Genomic DNA, 18072 nt, shown 5'->3' on the forward strand with positions numbered 1-18072 from the left:
AGACGCACGGCGTGCGGGATCATGCGCTGCACGTCCTTATGCTCAGATTGGTCCATGAGCGGTGGCGATGCTGAGTGGAAGCGGTACGAGAAGCTTGCGGCGCAGATCGCCCGCGAGCTTCAGCCCGATGCCTCTGTGGCTTGGAACACCCGCATTCGCGGGGTTGTCAGCGGAATCTCTCGTCAGGTCGACGTCGAGATCAGGTGGCGGGCGCAGGATCGGGACATGCTGACGATCATCGACTGCAAGCATTGGTCGCGGCCCGCGGACGTGAATGCGGTCGGCGCCTTCGCCGAGCTCTCAAGAGACGTGGGGGCGACCCAAGGGATATTGATCTGCTCAGCCGGCTTCGCCGCTTCGGTGCATCAGTACGCGCGATCGCTCGGCGTGTCGCTGATGCTGATTCATGACGCCGAATCAGCCCTGTGGTCTCAACAACTCACAATCCCGATCCTCTGGACGGATCTGAGGCCTGAGGTTTCTTTCGGATTTCGTGCAGGCTTCAACGCGGGCGACCAGGTCAACATCAAGAGATTTCCGGTCGCGCGTCGAGAGGCGCCCGACGAAGACGTCGAGGTCGTGACCCTGTTCGAGCAGCTCTGGAACCAGGGGAACCTCCCGATGGAAGTCGGCGCGAAGTACCAGATTTCGGTCAACCCCGTACCTTGGGCGGTGGTTGCCGAACCCGGAGGGGCGAGGGCCCTGCGAGCTATGGATGAGCTCCGGATTGAGTATGGAGTCTTGCACCGAAGTTGGCTTGGGCAGTTCACTCCGTCGATTTGCCGCGGGCTTGTCGATGTATTGAATGGGAATGAGATTCTGATCTCTCATCTTCCTGAGAGTGAGATCCCACTGCTAAGAGATCCCGGCTGGGAGGAGATCGAGGACCCGAATCAAGTCGCGATATCACTCAGGGGCTCCTTCGCCACAAGCACCGGGTTTCAAGTCCGTGATCCGGAGCTAGGCGGCCTGAAGATTGAACGCGTCGGGGACTTGCTATCAGCCGACGACTCTGGACGTGCGATGTGGGCCGGAAGCGAGGGCGACTGATCGAGGAACTTCCCGCGCGTTGGCGGCGAGGGGCCCGTCCCCGCAGTCGAGTGAGCAGATTCGATCGCCGGCAAGACCGAGGGACGGTGGTCGGGACGCTTCAGCCGAATCGCCACTCCGCATCCCGGCGTGGACCATAGACTCCCAACGACATGTAAACCGCGTGAACGGGGTGTAGGCACCGTGGGAGTCATTGAGGACTTCGTGACCGAGTACGAAAGGCAGTTCGACTTCTGGGAAGCGGTGGCTACGACTGCTCGCGGCATCATGGAGGCGGAGCTGAGCAGCGCGGGTCTGCGGGCCATTGCCACAAGTCGCGCCAAGTCAATGGATCGACTGGAGCAGAAACTACGCGACCGGCACCGGCGCAGGCACTACCGATCTGCGCAGGAAATCAGCCAAGACATCGCCGATCTCGCCGGCGTGCGCGTCGCCCTCTACTTTCCGGGCCAGATGGAGGAGGCGGAGCGAGTCATCCGCGACACGTTCGATGTTCGTCACATGAGAGCCTTCCCTCAGCCGGAAGGGCTTGCCGACCCAGAGGGGATTGACAGTCATCAGTCTTTGACCAGAGAGGTCCAGCTTGACGAAGCCCGCAACCACCGACGGCGCTTCTCCGGCTACGGCGCCCGACACTTCCGTGTCCTCTTGCCTGCGCAGCACTTAAGTGCGGGTCAGGCACGCTATGCCTCAGCACTTGTAGAGATCCAGGTCGCGTCCGTGCTAATGCACGCCTGGTCCGAGGTCGAACACGACCTGGTGTACAAGCCACTTGAGGGCAGGCTGTCACCGTCGGAGTACGCGCTCCTGGACCAGCTGAACGGTCTGGTACTTGCCGGCGAGATCGCTCTCGAGCAGCTTCAGCAAGCCGGGGACGCACGGATCGCCAACGCCGAATCCCCATTCCGCGACCACTACGAGCTCGCCGATTTCATCCGGAAGCGCCTGGCGGGGCTGGGGGTCGACCTTACCGATGCAAGCCTAGGCAGGACAGACGTCCTCTTCGACTATCTGGCTGAGCAGCACCTCGCGACGGCGTCCTCGGTGGGGCCGTATGTTGATGTCCTCGAGAAGGACTTCGAGCGCCGACCCGTCGCCGACCAGCTTGCCGACCTCATGCTGTCAGGCAGCAGAGAGCGGTACGGCGCGTACAGGAAGGCGATGTCCGCGGCACGCCATCCGGCGCGCCGATCGTCCACGATGGTTGGCACCAGCGAGGATGCAAGGCGTAAGCGCGCGGTTGGCGAGTTCGTAACCCAGTGGGTGCTGCTCGAGAGCCTCCTTCAAGAGATTGCAGAGCCGGAGGGCACGACCCACCCATCCTTCGCTGGACAACTTCGCACGCTACGTCAGCAAGGAGTGCTTTCGGCCGAACAGTTCATGGACCTGAACCTGCTGCGCGACCTGCGTAATCGCGTTGTTCACGGCAAGTCGCAGGACATTTCGCCGGAGCGGTTGCGGGACGCAGCAAGGCAAGTGCGAGATATGTTGGCGGACATCAGCGCCGGCCGCGGGGAGGTGTGAGGGTGGCGAGGAGCGGCAGGTTGTAGCTACCGGATACCCCAACTGGCCCCACGTTGTCGAAGATTGTCGCACGTGCCAGACAATCAGGCCTTCCCCGGGCCGACTGCTCGGCAGGATCGCCCGTTCGGACGGCGGCAGATGCGCGCGTACGGGCTGAACTAGGTGTAGGAGACGGCGAGCGATCGAGTGAACTCCCTAGCCTCAATGGGTCCGCCTAAGTCACTCTTGTATCTCCGAGAGAGGCGGGAGGGTCCATGAGTGGTCCCCAGAGTCCCAGCCCGGATGCTCGGCCAAGCGGTGATGGGCTGCCTCGTCAGAATCGCCTCGCCAGTGTCGGCAATTCAGGTGAGCAGCTCACGGCGCATGTTCCTGGTGAAGAGATCCAGGTCGAGCAACTCGATCAGAATGTGAATCAGGTTGTCGTCCGAGTGACGCTCGACAAACTGCAAGGGCACTTGGAGAGCTTCCAGCGCGGGATTGAGGCCCGGTATCTCCTTCAGCGGCGGATATCGGAGTCGCTCGGCCTTCTCGGCATAGGTGTTGCACTTGTGGTCCCGCTCTTCACGGCAACATTCGTCCCAATCTGGGGACTGTCGGCAGACACTCTGAAGGGTGCCTGCGCGGTACTCGGCTTCGTCTTCCTCGCTGGCGCTTTGGTTCGGGTTGTACAGGCAGTCCACAGCCGGCTGGCGAAAATCCCGGACCACAACGGGGTAGATCAGACGGTCGAGGCGATCCGCTTCAAGCGGGACTTCCCGACATCCAGCTGAACCCACGATCAGATTGGCCACAGCGGCATGATTGGATGGGTCCGGTGTCCGGGGCGCCCTGCGGGCCCGAGGTTGAGGGCTAGAACGGAGCGGACCACCGATTACCCTTCTCCCATCCGCTTGGTATCTAGCGGAGGAGGCGATCGGCCTTGAGATCCACCGGCGATTCGTGACTGTCCTAGACACTGGGCTGTGCAGTAGTCGTCCTACTCGGCCAAGGTCCTTCAACGGCAGTCGAGTTCAGCCAAGAGTGATGCCATCTCGCGAGGGATATCCTCAGCACGGTGTTCCAAGGCGAGCTTCCGGGACGACACCGTTCGGAGCTTGCGGGTCGCCAGGAGGCCATTCAGCGTAGACAGAAGCTCTTTTGCATTGACCCGGTACCACCGGAAGGACTGAATCTTCCAACGCTCATCGAAGTCCTTCTGTGCCCGCTCAATTACGGTGGCTAGATCCTCTGCTGACGGTGCGTCTCGGCGATGCTCGGCCGCGAACTGCGCGGCGGCGTGGTACCGCTGATTCTCCGCGCATTCGTCGAGCAACACTTCCACCGCTGGCACGCTCGCACCGCTCACCCGTGAGATCACCTCGGGCGACAGGAGGTAGCTCTCGAGTTCCTTCTTCTCCCAGACGTGCACGTTAACGCCAGAGGCCTCTAGAGTGCTCACAAGTCGCGCCACCTGATTCTCAGAGTGGTAGTCGCGGTCAAGGATCACCGAAATGGTGACTGCACCCGGTAGGAGTTCCTTGGTGAGCCAGGCGAATGCGGGCACGTGATCCCATGACGAAAAACCGCCCAAGGGAATGATCGCCATGCCATCCTCTGTCGCGACGCGTTCGAGCCCGAGCTTCTGCGCAAGAATCCTCAGGATTCTGATGTCTTGGCCCTCGACGAATACCACGTTCGATGCCCTCAGTGCTTTTGCCAGTCGAAGGTTGAAACCCGACCCGATCGCTTGGCTGAGTGTCTCGAGCTGCGCGTCCGAACTAGCTCGCCGCGCCGACGTCGTCGACTTGTCCACTAGCGCCACCAGTGCGGCGTCGACCTCCGCGGCGATCTCCGCAGAGTGGGTTGCCATGATCACCTGTTTGCCGCTCTGGTCGAGCAGCGCCACAAGGCGCCTCTGGAGGTCTGGGTGGAGGAACACCTCAGGCTCGTCGAGGACGAGAGTCGCGCAGTCCCGGGATCTGTACACGTGGTAAAGGACCTGCAACCAGACCTGCACGCCGTCGCCGGCCCAGATGAGTTCCTTCGGGACGCGACTTCCGGCCTCGTGATAGAACACATCAAGGTACGCACCCTCGTCGTAGCGAAGGGTCGGGCGTTCCAGCTCCATGCCGCTGATCCATGGCGCTGACCACTCGACGAAGTCTGGCCAGTCGCCTTGCCTGGCAACCTGGTAGAGCTGATTGCGAAAGTGTCGACTTGCCACGCGCGACTCCACGCTCGACCTGACGTACTGCTCATCCCGGAGCGCTTCCGAGTGATCAACAGGGCTCAGAGGTGCAATGATCCCGAGACGGGGAAAGCATGTTCGTGCCTGTGTAGGGCTGGTGACTGGGTATCCATCACCACGCCGCAAGTAGAAGAACGGTTCCTCATCGGCGTCGCCATCCGGCCAAACGACGATCAGTTGGGAGCCGTTGTCCCAGGTGAGTTCAACGGTGGTCTCTTCCGACCCAAACTCGTGGCGCACGCTCTCTGCGAGCGCCGGGTAGTCCCGCAGGGTGGCTGGATAGCACTGATATGTCGCATCCCTGTGCTCACGGACCTGCGACGAGCGCCTGCTCCAGGCATGCCGAAGCAGCGTCTGGGACAGTCGGAGCGCCGTGAGCAGACTTGACTTCCCGGCATTGTTCGGCCCCATGAGATAAGCACCGCGGCGGAAACTGATCGAGTAACTCGAGAACGTGCGGTAGTTGCGCACCCTCAACGATTTCAGCATGCAAGATTCCTAAGACGGGTTCTATTCGGTTCTGCCCGAATCCTAGGTTCCTAGTCCCGTGCGGCGGGCCGGAACCTAGAGTACTCTGCCTCGGTGGGCTCCAGCCGTCGAACTCACACGCTTGAGGGCCGGCTCTGACAGCTCACCGGCGCCCAGCCGGTCGGTACGACTAACCGCGAACTCCGCGGCAGAACCGCGCGTTCCGGGATGCGCCGCGGGTGCGCAGATCTCGCCCTATGCTGCAAATCCAGCTGAAGGGACGGCCATGGACGGCGGAGAACCGATTCGATCTGTGCTCTTTGTGGACTTCGACAACATCTTCAGCGACTTGGGAAAGCTGAACCGGGATGCGGCTGAAGTCTTTGCCGATCAGCCGAATCTTTGGGTTGGCTGGCTAGAGAGCGGCATGGGTGGCCGAACCGGGCCAAGGCGCTTCCTAGTGAAGAACATGTATCAGAGCCCTGCCGCCTATGGAACGGCTCGCGCCCGGCTCGTGGAATGGCCCACATACCCGCCCGGGTTGACCACAAGGACCCGGTCGGCCAAGTCGATCTTCCGCAGATGGAGTTCACTCAGCGCGGCCTTCTGCTCATCGGTGACTTTCTTGCTTGGTTCACGATGGCTGAACATGCCTGGTGCGACGACGAGGACACCGGCAAGAGTCAGGTCGCCGTTCGCTGCGAGCATGTCGCCCGCGAACCGGGTCGAGCCGCAGATGCAGACAATCTCTGGGCGGTTGGGCACGGAGGACCTTCGATCTCTTGGGCGCCTTCGCCCGAAGGCTATCCTGCCGTGCATTCATCGTCACGATCCAAGCCGGGAGCGGCATTGAGGGCGGTTGCGCTCGGGTGGCAGCCAGCCGAAAGGCTACCCTCGCCACCGCGCCAAAGTCGGATGACCGGCGGCGCAGCACCGGGGCCCACTTACAGCCATTCTGGGACTTTCACGGGGCACCAGTGGGTCGCCTTACCGGTCGACCTGCCGCCCATTCGAGCGTGGCGATGTGCGGCGAAAGCCTGAGATGGGCGGAGGAGGTCCTGCAGCGTGTGGTGCGTTTCGATGCCTTCGTCGGCAAGTCGCGGGCAACCGGCATGTCGCGCGGCGGACCTACTCCGATTCCCGTGTTGGAACGGCCGGTTCGCGCCCTTCAGCTGCCTCTGGATCGTGTAGTGCGTTCCAGTACGGGATGAACACGAGCCTGAGCGTCAGCCACCAGAGGTAGACGCTGGCGCCGGATGAGAACACCGAGTCGCCGATCAGTCCGTGTGCGACTTCGTTGCGAAGGTTTGGGCCAATGGGCCCGCAGAGCAATGCGCGAAGTTCGAAGGCAAGATCCTCTCCGAAGATGTCGACGACCCGCTCGTTCTCCATGAGCGCGGACAGGCCAATCTCGTTCTCGTTGCCGTCGGCGCCGATCGCGCTCGTGCGCTCGCCGGCGTTCGCGAGGTGCAACCGCACAAGTGCCTCGATAGCGGGTACGAGGAGGTGCACCGCGGCTCCGAAGTCCCCGCTGTATCCGTAGTGGAGCCCTCGCGCAAAGATCCCTTCGTGCGTGCTCGGCACGATGGGGCTAGCGGCAGCAAGTGCCTGGAAGTGGCCGATGTGAAGCCGGTGATCGGTGGATAACTGTCTCCAACCCTTCGGGAGCACGATGCCCCCGAGAAGGTTGACCCGTAGCTGGAATTGCTGGATCATTTCTTCCCAAGTTGACGCCTTCTCGCCGAAAATCGTGGCGCCCTCGTCGGCAGGCGAGCGGTACACGGTGCGTCCGTCGGAACTCAACGTTCGCCGCCCGATCAGTGACAAGAGGGGGTGCTGCTGCTCGCGCTCCTCTGCTTCCGTCCTAGCTGCCGACAGGCTCGCGAAGGCTTGTATGCCGGCGAACCGCCGAAGCGACTCAACTGGATCGTCGCTACGGATCGCGGCAAGCAACTCAGTGACATGGCGGCTGAGGTCGCCGCCTTCTGTTGTGAACACGTGCATCTGACCGACCGCCGCGGCGCCGCTCTCCCGGATTCGGCGCGCGAGTTCGGCTGGAAGGTCAGCCGCTCCGAGCCGCTCGCGGGCCGTGCGTGGCAACGTGCGAAGAACCTTGAGCGCCATCTCCAACTGGACGCACGCCCTGAGCGCTTCAGAAGCTTCGGCCTCTGCGACTAGTCGCTGAACTATGGCATATGTCGCGTCCTCGCTCGCCTCTGGATTGCCCGCACGCCGATACCACTCAGCTGCGACTTCCAGGGTGTCCTGAGCGACGATTGACTGGAGGCCTTCCGCATGAGCTGCGAGGTGCGCCGCGATCGCCCCGGCATGGTCGCGCCCAAGCCGATGGTCGCCCAGCATTCGGGCCGCGCGCACCGCGAGTACGCCGTCGGAGGATGTGGTTGCAGCTTCGACGAGTTGGCGCTCGATCTCCTGGAGTTGCGCCGACGCGACGCCACGAAAACGAACACCGACGGCAAGCCCGCGGTCCCACTGCTCCGCTGAGTGGGTCATCGCCTCACTGGTAACCCCATGGTCCGCCAGGGCCTGAAGCTGCGCTGCGTGCCAAGTCGCGCGACGCGCGGGTTCTCCAGCGATCGCGATGACGTCGAGGATGCGACTCCGAAGGATGAGGTTAGGGACGAGCTCCGCGACATCAGCCAACACCGCGATGTCCGCGTCCGTGAAGTCTGCAGGAATGGGACTCCTCCTATCGCCGAACGTAGCGAAAGGGCCGTACGGATTGGTCCAGTCGTTGCCGTTCGGCATGAACCACGCAACCGTCGCCAGCAGCCCCGACACGTACCGAACATCCTCGTCGACGTCAGCGTCATCGCTGATAGCCCGGAGAGGACTTCCCATAAGGAGGGTGCCCGCATCATCTTCAGCGAGCGCGGTCTCCAAGTCAGGGTGTCGCGCAGCGGCCTGCCAGCGGGAGTCGGGGGTCGCGGTCATGAGTTCAGGTTATGGGTAATCGTTGACATTGGCTCAGCATTCTGTGTGAGAGAGAGGAGGTCCTATTGGAGAGGTCTTCTATCGGCCTATCGGGACGTCTGATGGACAGGTGTCCTACCCGAAAGGCGTGGCTCGCTCGTCGACCGACCAACGACTCCTTCCGTTCACCGGTGGCGCCAGACATCGCCTCTCAACCGACGTTCCCTACTGGGAAGGGTCCGACCCGCCCTGCGCCCGGCAATCCAGCACGAATGTGGATGGATGAGGTCGCGCACACGCCCCGGCCGGAGGTTATCGGCCGACCCGCGGCAGATGTTGCACAGAAGGGGCCAGCAGCGCCCTCGAATACTGCAGAGTTGGCTACACCGACGGGCTGGCCTGATGGCACCTGCACAAAGCAGGGTCGGCGATGTACTCCAGTCATCGGTCGTCCTCGGTGGATCGTGCGGTCTGCGCTAGGCACGGCCCGCGGCTTTAGCCATTTTGGGACGATTGCTCCTCGCACGACAGTTGGCCGGCCAGCGGTCCTACGATCCTCTCGTGACAGCAGGGGCGCCTGAGCCGGATATGAGAGAAGCTGCTAGCGAAGCTCGCCAAGAGATGTACGACGCCCTTCGCCTGTTTCACACACACGTGCAACAGACCACCGCGCTGCTGCTTGGAATCATCACAACCGTATTCGTGGTCTTTGGTTTCGCGCTCGATCGTAACCAGGAGAATCAGGCACTAAGTGTTGAGGTCGTGCACCTTGGTGGAGCAATCCTGGTCCTCATAGCGCCCCTAGCTCTCCTAAGTGTGAGCATCATTGGGCGGTATTACCTGCTCTACGTCTCGTCCCTCTATTTCGCTGCAACAATATCGCGTCTTGCGCAACTACCCGCGCACCCTTGGTTCGATGACGTGCCTGAGGAGCCTTCAAAGAAAGACCCTTGGATCCGGAGTCGCACATTTGGGCGTGGCCACAGCCTATTCCTCTACAGCTTGATGCTTTGGCTTCTCGGCGCTTCGGGCCTCATCTCCGGCATCTTCGTGTTTCTGAGCTTCTAGTGGACCTTGAAGTGCCTGTCGAATCAATTCGTTCATATTGGGACGCCTTTTATCGAGCTAACCGCGGGCCTCAGAGCCTTTTGCATGAGTCACCCTTTGCCGCATGGACGGCTGAGCGTCTTGAAGAAGGTAGCCAGGTCCTTGATTTCGGATGCGGCACTGGCCGCGACTCGATGTACTTCGCTTCGCTCGGACATCTCGTAACAGGGTTCGATTGCTCGGCTGAAGCCATCGAAATCGCACGTCGCGAGGCAACGACGAGGGGGCATCCCGCGCACTTTGAAGTGCTCGATCTAGCTGATCTTGAGATCGCGCGCACTAAGGTTGAGTTGTCAGTCGCCGAAGACGTCCCCACAAGTTGCTACGCGCGCTTCCTGCTTCATGCTACTGGAAATGTGGAACGGAATAATCTTCTTGAGATCTCGGCTTCGGTCCTCGGTCAGGGCGGCCTCCTATTCCTCGAGTTCCGCACAGTGGACGACGCGCGGACGATGCATGCTTACGGCGAAAAGCACTTCCGCAACTATCTGCGGCCAGACCTCGTTCGCGAGGAGATCGTAGAACATGGTGGAAAGGTGCTGTCTTGCGAGGAGAATAGGGGGCTGGCGCCTTTCGAGGGCGAGGACCCAGTCATCTGTCGTTTGGTGGCTACTTGGAGGGGGCCCGCCTAGAAGAGGAGTCAACAACCCGTAGCCCGTGGCGTTGATCCAACTCTAGATTGACCTCCGGGCGAGCCGGGAGCAGCGCGCATCGACCTCATCGCATAGCTAGTCCCGAGTTTGCGTCCGCCGAGGGTGTGGCAGCAGATCTGATCGGGCGGAGTTGTTGATTCGGGATCAGCTTGCGGACGCTGCGCTTGTTATTTGGGATGCATCCGCAGACCACACTGTCATCGGCAGATCCGGACGGATCTCGACAAGCTCGACCATCGGCCGGCCATGACCGGATGGATCTCGACAAGTTCGATCATCACCCTTGATCGCACTTGTGCTTGGCGCAACTGGGCGAGCCGACACTCGGCCGCCGGGTGGGGGTCAGAATTCGACCGGCGTGGGCACAGGCGCTGACATTGTCGTGGCCCGCTGAGTGTGGTGAAGTGCGCCGGCGCCGTGGGTGAAGCCGCTGACCAGGTGGGATCGGTGGCGGCAAATTCAGCCGAACGCAGCGCCGGCGGGTGGAGCGACGAGTATGGCCGCGATCTGGATCGTGGTGACCGGGGAGGATGTTGGGTCCAGTCAAGTAGGACTTTCCGACAACTTGGGGGACGTTGGGGGACGTCGCTTTCACTTGGTCTTTCAGTCCCTTGTGTGCGTCCTTTTGCGGCTGGTTTGAAGGAGGCGGTGACATCGACGGCCACATGCTCCTGCTCGGATGTCTCCATAGTTCCCGCGGGTGATGGCCGGACACGAGGCTTCACGCACGTCAGGCGAGATTTCCCCCGGGATCTGCGGTATCCGACCATCACCTCCAGGAGAGACGCGATGAGCAGCACCAGGGAAACGGCGGGCAGCCAGCGCCCGCGAGGATGGCTTTCGCTGCGGCAGGCAGCCACCATCTACGGGGTTAGCGTTGACACCCTCCGACGCCGCATCACAGTCGGCAAACTGCCGGCCCGCCGCTTCGGTCCCCGACTCATCAGGGTGCAAGCCTCTGACGTCGAGGCCCTATTACGGCCAATCCCCACGATCGGCACCATCCACGCGCGACACAGCGCATGAACAAGTTTCCTGCATTGTTCAAAGGATGCGTTCAAGCACCAACAGCGCGATCGGCAGAGGACGGCGCTGCGGTCCAAGCCGGTCGCTCGGCTACGCTCTCCGAACTCGATTCCCCGAAGGGCTTCTGACGCGGGGTGATGGGCCCCTCAGCGTTGGCACGGCGGGGTGTGCTGTCGTCTGCCGCGGGTAGGGCAGTGTCCAGAAAGAACCTTCGCATCTCAGGCCGGTATGGACCGGCGTAGTGGCCGCCCTTGGCGCGATCTGCGGCCCACGCCCAGATCCCACCCAAGTCGGCGAGGACTGCCCGCCTCCAATGGACGCCCTCGTCGTCGCCGTCTCAGGCATCGTTGAGTCGTTGACCGCCCGCCGAAGATTCGGCGCCGGGGATTGGACGGTCAGGTGCGGCCCTGCGGTCAATGAACCCCGTGCTAATGGCCGGGCAGCTCCGGCCTCGGGACCGATTATTCCGCGGAATAATCGGGACCGGCATCCGGTCGCTCGCGCTGTACTCTCGTCACACCACCCCAGGTTTAGAACCCACTTCTACGTAGAAGTTGTCCGAAACCCGTCACCGTCAACGGCTGAAAGGGTGGTGAAGGAGGGTTCTATGTCGATCGCACGTCTACGAACCGCGGCAGTGGCCTCAGCCGCCATTGTTGCCCTTGTGGGTTGCACTGCAACACCCGTCGTGCCTCCCTCGTCTGAAGTTCCGTCAGCGACCAGCTCACCCACCCCCTCAGGCTCGCCCACGCCGGCGTCGAGCTGGAGCGCAGAGCAGCAGGCGGCGATCGATGCGGTGCACGGCTACTCAGAGACGTCACTGCGGATTGGCGCCGATCCGTCCAAGTACACCGAGGCCCAGATGAGAGCCGAGTTCAAGAAGTACCTCGGTGGGGACATGGTTCCGAACAACGTCGGCGCAATGATGACCTTGAAGAAGAAGGGGTGGCACTACGAGGGCGATGTGAGAGTTCTGTCGCTCAACGCTACGAAGGCGGTAGACAACCACAGCGAACGCGGGCTCGAAGTGCATGTCACAGTTTGTCGAGATCAGTCGGCAATCCGAGTTGCAGACAAGTCAGGGAATCTCGCCAACACTGATCAGCCGCCGAAGTTCAACTTGCGCCAGTACTCAGTGCGAAAGCCCGCAGGGTCCCACACCTGGCGGGTTTACGGCATCGCGACCGTGGATGGACGGTGCGGCTCGTGAGGCGGGTCATCTGCGGCGCGATCCTGGCAGCGGTGGTCCTTTTCACATCCACGCAGGTCGCACATGCCGAGAAGGACTGCGGCGAACTTGGAGACTGCAACGTCACCGACCTGATAGGTGGCGGCGGCGGCGGTGGTGGCGGTGGTGGCGGCGGCGGCGGGAATCAAGTGATTCCACCAGTGAATGGCGTGGGTGTTCCTGGTGGTTATCCCTGCGAGGTTCCGGGCGAGGATGGTGGGCCGCCGCAGCCGGGTCTCTGTCAGGGTAACGATCCTGCTGTTCAGGTATCACCCCAGCAGATGGCGCGGCTTCTTGTGGCACGGGTGCAGTTGAAGCCGATCACGGTGGGGATAACGCCGTTGGCGAAGGGTCCGAACTCGATGGGTTTGGTGGGTTTGCCGGTGTGGTTGTGGGCCGATGATCCGTCGGCGACGACCTGGGGACCGGTGACGATCACGGCTGGGGGCATGTCGCTAACGGCCAGGGTGTCGTCGGTGTCGTGGGACATGGGGGATGGCGCCAAGTTCTCGTGCGGCAAGGGAACGGAGTGGAAGCGGGGGATGGTGAAGGCCGACGGCTCGGCCTATCCGTCGCCGACCTGTGGCCACACGTATTCGAAGCAGGGGACTTACACGATCACTGCGACGTCGCATTGGGTGGCGCACTGGTCGGGGTATGGCGAATCGGGTGACATTCCGGTGCCGCTGTCGACCAGCTACCGCTATGTGGTGGCCGAGTTGCAAGCGATCAGGGTCCGCTGAATCACGAGAAGGGGTGATGAGGACGTGGCGTTAAGCGTTCTGACCAAGAGGAACGGTAAAGAGGCCGCATCGGAGGCCGTGCCGCCGGCGGGAGGCCCTGCTCCGCATGAGACTGCCGCCACGTCGCCCCGGTTGCGTCGGCGCCCGCTGCTGCTGGTGGTTGGTGTCGCTCTGCTGGTGATGGGGGCGATGGCGGGCGTCTGGCTGTGGTCGGCCGCCTCGACGAGCGTGGAGGTGGTGGTGGTTCGAGCTGATGTGCAGCGCGGCGCGATCATTCCTGCCTCGGCGTTGGGTCGGGTGCGGGTGACGGTGGATCCGTCGGTGCAGACGGTGCCCGGCGACCAGATGGCGTCGATGGTAGGCCGCTCGGCGGCTGTCGACTTGAGTGCTGGCGCCTTGCTAACACCGAGTCAGGTGACTGACTTGGTGCAGCCGGCGGAGGGGATGTCGATGGTGGGTATCCCGGTCGCGCCTGGCTTGATGCCGGCGGAACCGTTGCGCGCCGGCGATCAGGTTCGTTTGGTGCAGACACCCGGCCCGAGCGGTGAGGTGAGCGACAAGAATCCGAGCCCGGCGGTGATTACTGCCACGGTGGTGCGGGTGACGCCGGGGGAGACCCAGACGGTGGTGGATGTGCTGGTGACGCAGGACAAGTCGGCCGAGCTGGCGGCCCGAGCCGCCACTGGCAAGGTGGCTGTCGTTCTGGACTCCCGCGAGCGGTAGGGGAGGCAACGCTGATGGCTTTGGTGACGTTGGTGTCGGCGGCGGGTTCGCCCGGGGTGACCACGACCGGGTTGGGGTTGGCGTTGTGCTGGCCACGTCCGGTGGTGTTGGTGGAGGCCGATCCCGCGGGTTCGTCAGCGTTGGCGGCCGGCTACTTCCGGGGGCAGGTTGATCATGCCGGTTTGGTGGATTTGGCGATGGCGCACCGTAGCGGCCTGCTGGCTGAGGCGTTGCCACGGATCGTGATGGGTGTGCCGGACACCGACGTGTCGATCCTGTTCGGCTCACGCTCTCATGAGCAGGCTCCTGGCTTGGCACGGTTGTGGGAGCCGCTGCTGCGGGCGTTGCGGGAGGTGGCCGCTGACGGCCAGGACGTGATCGTGGATGGTGGCAGGCTGGGGTTGGCGAGCTGGCCTCGCCAGCTGGTTGCCCATTCGGATCTGACTTTGCTGGTGACCCGTTCGACGTTGCCGGCGTTGGTGGCGGCGCGGTCCTGGGCGGAGTCGTTGGCGGAAGATGTGCTGCCCGGCCATGACGTGAAGCTGCTGCTGGTTGGTGAGGGCCAGCCGTACAGGGCAGGCGAGGTCGCCAAAACACTCGGACTGGGGGTGGCCGCCACCGTCGGTTGGGATCCGGCCCGAGCCGCCGTGTACTCGCAGGGTGCCGACAAGCCGGCACCACGCTTCGGTGGCGCGAAAGCGGCGGATCGGGCATTTCGACATTCGGCCTACGCCGCCAGCCTTCAACGCAGCGCGGAGGCGATTGGGTCGCTCACTGAGCTAACCCGCCGCGACACCCAACTGTTTCGCGGCATGATCGCCGCCCGCACCCGCCAGGAGGTCTCCCCATGAGCACCGATCAGCCGCAGCACAGCACGAACCAGACCGAGAGCAGCACAGAACCGATGACAAGGGTGCGCGTGGACCTGGTGTACGGGGAGGGCGAGATGCGTCGGCCGATGCGTGAGGATGCCGACTTCGCACGACTGGTGCGAGACGGGCTGGGGCAGCCATGAGTGCGATCGAGTTTCCCGAGGAAGACCACGAGAGCCCGCTGGAACTGCCAGTGTTCGGCGGATCAGGAGTCGGGCAGGGCCGGGTGCGGTCAGCATTCCGCTACGGCCGCGGCGACGCCGACGACATCGAGCCGCCAGTCGCCTCGCTGGACAAGGCGCGACAGATTCGGCAGCGCGCCGAGCAGGTAGATCCTGACCAGGTAGATCATGCTCAGCCTGCGGCGCCGGCGAATCCGATGGATTGGGAGTTGGTGGCGCAGCTGCGGGCCGAGGTGTCACGCCGGCTGTCGGACCGGATGGGGGATGCCCAGTGGAGTGTCGAGCGCCGCGAGGATGAGGGGCGTGACCTGATCGGCGCCTTGCTCGACGAGCGGGCCGCCGAAGCTTTGGCGCGGCGCGCTGAGGCCGACTCGTTGGCGCAGCAGGAGGCGCTGGCGAAAGCGGTGTTCGACGCAGTGTTCGGGCTGGGCCGTCTGCAACCGTTGGTGGACGACGAACGGGCCGAGAACATTCTCATCAGCGGCTGCGATCGCGTCATCGTGGAACACGCCGATGGCACGCTGTGGCCCGGCGACGCGGTCGCCGAGACCGACAAGGAGCTGGAAGAGTTCATCGCGTTTCTTGCCGAACGGTCCCCTAATCCTCGCTCCTTTACCCGCAGCCAGCCATCGCTGAACCTGACCCTGCCTGACGGGTCACGGCTAGCCGCGGCGCTTGATACCGCCCGGATTTCGGTGGTGATCCGCAGGCATCGGATCCGACAAGTCACGTTGGCCGAGCTGGTCGAATGGGGCAGCATCACCGAAACGATGGCTGACTTTCTGCAGGCCGCGGTGCGGGCCGGGTTGTCGATCGTGGTGGCCGGTGGTCAGGGTGCCGGCAAGACCACGTTCCTGCGGGCCCTGTGCGCCGCCATCGATCCCTCTGAGGTGTTGGGCACTTTCGAGTCCGAGTACGAACTCTTCCTGCACGAGATGCCCGAGCAGCACCACATGGTGTTTCCGTGGGAGGCGCGGGAGGGTTCCGGCGAGCGTGGCGCCAACGGCCGCTCGGCCGGCTCGCGTACCACCGCTGAGCAGATCCGCAGCTCCTTCCGGTTCCGGCTGGATCGGCAGATCCTGGGCGAAATCCTCGGCCCGGAAGTGTGGTCGATGGTCAAGCTGATGGAGTCCGGGCCGGGGTCGCTGTCCACCACTCACGCCGCTAGCGCGGCCAAGACGATGCGCAAGCTGGTCACCTGTGCGATGGAGGCCGGCCCGAACATGAACGAGGAGGCGGTCGCTGCGAAGCTGGCCGACTCGATCGACCTGGTCGTGCAGCTCGGCTGCGACATCGTCAAAGGGCCGCAGGGGTCAGCCGGACGCAAGGTTCGCTACGTGTCGGAGGTGCTGCAGATCACGCCGGGTGAGCGGCCACGCGGCTACGGCATGAATCAAGTGTTTCGTCGGGTGCCGGGCCAATGCGGGGTAGCGCACACCCGGCCCGATGACCTCATGGTCGACCTGATCGGCGCCGGGTTCGACCTGGACCGGTTCGAACACGAACGCCTCGCGAACCGTCCCGAGGCGGCATCGTGAGCACCGGAGCGTTCCTGTCCGCAGTGGCCGGGGTGCTGTTCATGGCCGGCGTGTGCCTCATGTGGGCCGGTCTTCAGCGGGTACCGCCGGCGCCGGCGCGGCCGCGCCAGGCCAGGAAGCCGGGCCGTTGGGCGAAGACACCGCCTGCGGTGCGTTGGGCGGCTGTGGCGGCCTTCATTGCCGGATGGGTGATCGGGCTGGTGACCGGCTGGTGGATCGCCATCGCAGTGCTGCCGATCGCGGTGCTGGCCTTGCCTGCACTGTTGATGGTGTCGGGGGAGGGCAAGGTGATCGCCCGCCTGGAGGCCATGTCGGAATGGACCCACAGCTTGGCCGGGGTGCTGATCGCTGGGCAGGCGTTGGAGGGTGCGTTGGAGGTGTCGCTGCGCTCGGTGCCCGAGCCAATCAAACCCGAGGTCACCAGGCTGGTGGCACGGCTGAGGGCACGCTGGCCAACCGACGCGGCCTTGAGGGCGTTCGCCGATGATCTCAACGACGCCACCGGGGATCTGGTCTGTGCGGCGTTGATGGTGGGCGCTCAGCTTCGTGGCGAAGGTTTGGCGGCGGTGCTGAGCGGTTTGGCTGAGTCAGTTGCTGAGGATGTGCGGGCCCGCCGCCAGGTTGAGGCGGATCGCAGTAAGCCCCGGGCCATCGCCCGCCAGGTGACGCTGATCTCACTACTGATGCTGACCGGGTTGGGGTTGATGGGCAACATCATGTCCGCCTACCACACGCCAGTCGGCCAGATCATCTTGGCTGTCCTGCTGGCCTGCTACGCCGGGTGCCTGTGGTGGATGCGGCGGCTCTCGATCATCCCTGAGCCGCCTCGCTTCATGGGAGTCGAGTTGCGCGGGAAGGGGCCGGCATGACCCTGCTGCAGATGTGGATCGCGGCCGGGCTGCTGGCCGGTGCCGGCGTGCTGTTCCTGGTCTGGTATCTGCTGCCCGCAGATCCCGACCTGGGCGATGTCATGGCCCGACTCCGTCCCGGCCTGACCAGCCCCAGCAGACCTTCCACCCCATCACCGGCAGATGAAACGCTGTCCAGCCGGGTCGGCCGATGGGGCCAGCGGCACCTCCCATCGGGGCTACGCGGCGAGGCCCCTACCCGGGACCTGGCCTTACTGGGCACTCCGGTGCATGTCTTCTACGGCGAGAAACTGCTGCACGCCGGCGCGGCCTTGCTGATCGTTCCCTTGTTGAGCCTGCTGCTGTCAATGGCTGTGGATGTCACGCTCTACGTGCCGGCGGCCGCGACGCTGATCCTGGCGGTGCTGTTGTGGTTCGTGCCGAACCTGGAGGTCAAGAAGAACGCCGCGAAGGCTCGAACGGAGTTTTCCCGCGCGCTTGCCAGCTACATCGACCTGGTCGCGTTGGAACGAAAATCCGGCGGTGCTGCGACCCGGCAGGCACTCGAGGACGCCGCCCTGCGTGGCGATTCCTGGCCATTCCGCCGGATCAGTGAAGCGTTGGCCCGCAGCGACTTCGCCCGCACTCAGCCCGCCGAGGCGTTGCATGAGCTGGCTGTCGAGTTGGCACTGCCCGACCTGGACGACTTGGCCGACACCATGCGGCTGTCAGGTGCCGAGGGTGTCGAGGTCTACGAGACGCTCAGGAGCAGGTCCAGCTCGATGCGGCAGGCGCGCCTCACCGCCGAGCTGGCTCAGGCCAACGCGATCGGGGAACGCATGGGCATTCCCGTTCCGCTGATGGGACTCAGCATCGCCCTGATCGTGGTTGTCGCCGTGATCATGAACCTCGTCGTCCACTAGAAGCCTCAACCCCAACGCCGGGCAAC

Annotated in this window: 17 protein-coding genes; 13 read left to right on the top strand and 4 right to left on the bottom strand. The window is 63.6% G+C overall.

The window, feature by feature from the left end:
* Nucleotides 1-54 precede the first annotated feature (54 nt).
* Together MPLG2_RS03705 and MPLG2_RS03710 are read left to right on the top strand one after the other, a co-directional pair.
* Nucleotides 55-1050, top strand: coding sequence for a restriction endonuclease (locus MPLG2_RS03705; protein ID WP_158680841.1), 996 nt, complete (start codon nt 55-57; stop codon nt 1048-1050).
* 204 nt (nt 1051-1254) lie between these two features.
* Nucleotides 1255-2574 carry a hypothetical protein gene (locus MPLG2_RS03710; protein WP_158680842.1) on the top strand — a complete coding sequence of 440 codons (1320 nt, stop codon included), beginning with the start codon at nt 1255-1257 and terminating at the stop codon, nt 2572-2574.
* Nucleotides 2575-2915: 341 nt separating this feature from the next.
* Here MPLG2_RS03710 and MPLG2_RS18265 read toward each other — a convergent pair whose 3' ends face one another.
* From MPLG2_RS18265 to MPLG2_RS03730, 4 genes are all read right to left on the bottom strand, one after another.
* Nucleotides 2916-3365 carry a hypothetical protein gene (locus MPLG2_RS18265; protein WP_158680843.1) on the bottom strand — a complete coding sequence of 150 codons (450 nt, stop codon included), beginning with the start codon at nt 3363-3365 and terminating at the stop codon, nt 2916-2918.
* Between the two features lie 203 nt (nt 3366-3568).
* A complete protein-coding gene (locus MPLG2_RS03720; RefSeq protein ID WP_105184981.1) occupies nt 3569-5290 on the bottom strand; it encodes an ATP-dependent nuclease in 1722 nt (573 codons plus the stop codon).
* Between the two features lie 468 nt (nt 5291-5758).
* A complete protein-coding gene (locus MPLG2_RS03725) occupies nt 5759-6034 on the bottom strand; it encodes a hypothetical protein (RefSeq protein ID WP_105184982.1) in 276 nt (91 codons plus the stop codon).
* A 363-nt stretch (nt 6035-6397) separates the two neighbouring features.
* Nucleotides 6398-8224 carry a DUF4209 domain-containing protein gene (locus tag MPLG2_RS03730; protein ID WP_105184983.1) on the bottom strand — a complete coding sequence of 609 codons (1827 nt, stop codon included), beginning with the start codon at nt 8222-8224 and terminating at the stop codon, nt 6398-6400.
* A gap of 540 nt (nt 8225-8764) precedes the next feature.
* On the opposite strand from MPLG2_RS03730, the gene MPLG2_RS18270 reads away from it, so the two are divergent.
* From MPLG2_RS18270 to MPLG2_RS03780, 11 genes are all read left to right on the top strand, one after another.
* The gene (locus tag MPLG2_RS18270; protein WP_158680844.1) at nt 8765-9271 is read left to right on the top strand and encodes a hypothetical protein; all 507 of its coding nucleotides are present in this window, start codon (nt 8765-8767) and stop codon (nt 9269-9271) included.
* Nucleotides 9271-9942 (top strand): class I SAM-dependent methyltransferase, encoded by a 672-nt coding sequence (locus MPLG2_RS03735; protein WP_158680845.1) that lies wholly within the window; start codon nt 9271-9273, stop codon nt 9940-9942. The genes MPLG2_RS18270 and MPLG2_RS03735 overlap by 1 nt, the downstream gene beginning before the upstream one ends.
* Before the next feature lie 810 nt (nt 9943-10752).
* The gene (locus MPLG2_RS19810) at nt 10753-10989 is read left to right on the top strand and encodes a helix-turn-helix domain-containing protein (protein WP_105184985.1); all 237 of its coding nucleotides are present in this window, start codon (nt 10753-10755) and stop codon (nt 10987-10989) included.
* A gap of 607 nt (nt 10990-11596) precedes the next feature.
* Nucleotides 11597-12199, top strand: coding sequence for a hypothetical protein (locus tag MPLG2_RS03745; RefSeq protein WP_158680846.1), 603 nt, complete (start codon nt 11597-11599; stop codon nt 12197-12199).
* Entirely contained in the window at nt 12196-12960 is a 765-nt protein-coding gene (locus tag MPLG2_RS18275) for a hypothetical protein (protein WP_158680847.1), read from the top strand. The genes MPLG2_RS03745 and MPLG2_RS18275 overlap by 4 nt, the downstream gene beginning before the upstream one ends.
* A 24-nt stretch (nt 12961-12984) precedes the next feature.
* Nucleotides 12985-13683, top strand: a complete 699-nt coding sequence (locus tag MPLG2_RS03760) for an SAF domain-containing protein (protein WP_158680848.1) — start codon at nt 12985-12987, stop codon at nt 13681-13683.
* Nucleotides 13684-13697: 14 nt separating this feature from the next.
* A complete protein-coding gene (locus MPLG2_RS03765) occupies nt 13698-14534 on the top strand; it encodes a P-loop NTPase family protein (RefSeq protein ID WP_105184990.1) in 837 nt (278 codons plus the stop codon).
* Nucleotides 14531-14698 (top strand): hypothetical protein, encoded by a 168-nt coding sequence (locus MPLG2_RS18280; RefSeq protein ID WP_158680850.1) that lies wholly within the window; start codon nt 14531-14533, stop codon nt 14696-14698. The genes MPLG2_RS03765 and MPLG2_RS18280 overlap by 4 nt, the downstream gene beginning before the upstream one ends.
* Nucleotides 14695-16275, top strand: a complete 1581-nt coding sequence (locus MPLG2_RS03770; protein ID WP_105184991.1) for a CpaF family protein — start codon at nt 14695-14697, stop codon at nt 16273-16275. The genes MPLG2_RS18280 and MPLG2_RS03770 overlap by 4 nt, the downstream gene beginning before the upstream one ends.
* A 23-nt stretch (nt 16276-16298) precedes the next feature.
* Nucleotides 16299-17144, top strand: coding sequence for a type II secretion system F family protein (locus tag MPLG2_RS03775; RefSeq protein ID WP_231935773.1), 846 nt, complete (start codon nt 16299-16301; stop codon nt 17142-17144).
* Complete coding sequence (locus tag MPLG2_RS03780) at nt 17141-18046, top strand: hypothetical protein (protein ID WP_105184992.1); 906 nt, start codon at nt 17141-17143, stop codon at nt 18044-18046. The genes MPLG2_RS03775 and MPLG2_RS03780 overlap by 4 nt, the downstream gene beginning before the upstream one ends.
* Nucleotides 18047-18072: the final 26 nt, after the last annotated feature.

This window comes from Micropruina glycogenica (assembly GCF_900289045.1).
In the GTDB taxonomy this organism is placed as follows: domain Bacteria; phylum Actinomycetota; class Actinomycetes; order Propionibacteriales; family Propionibacteriaceae; genus Micropruina; species Micropruina glycogenica.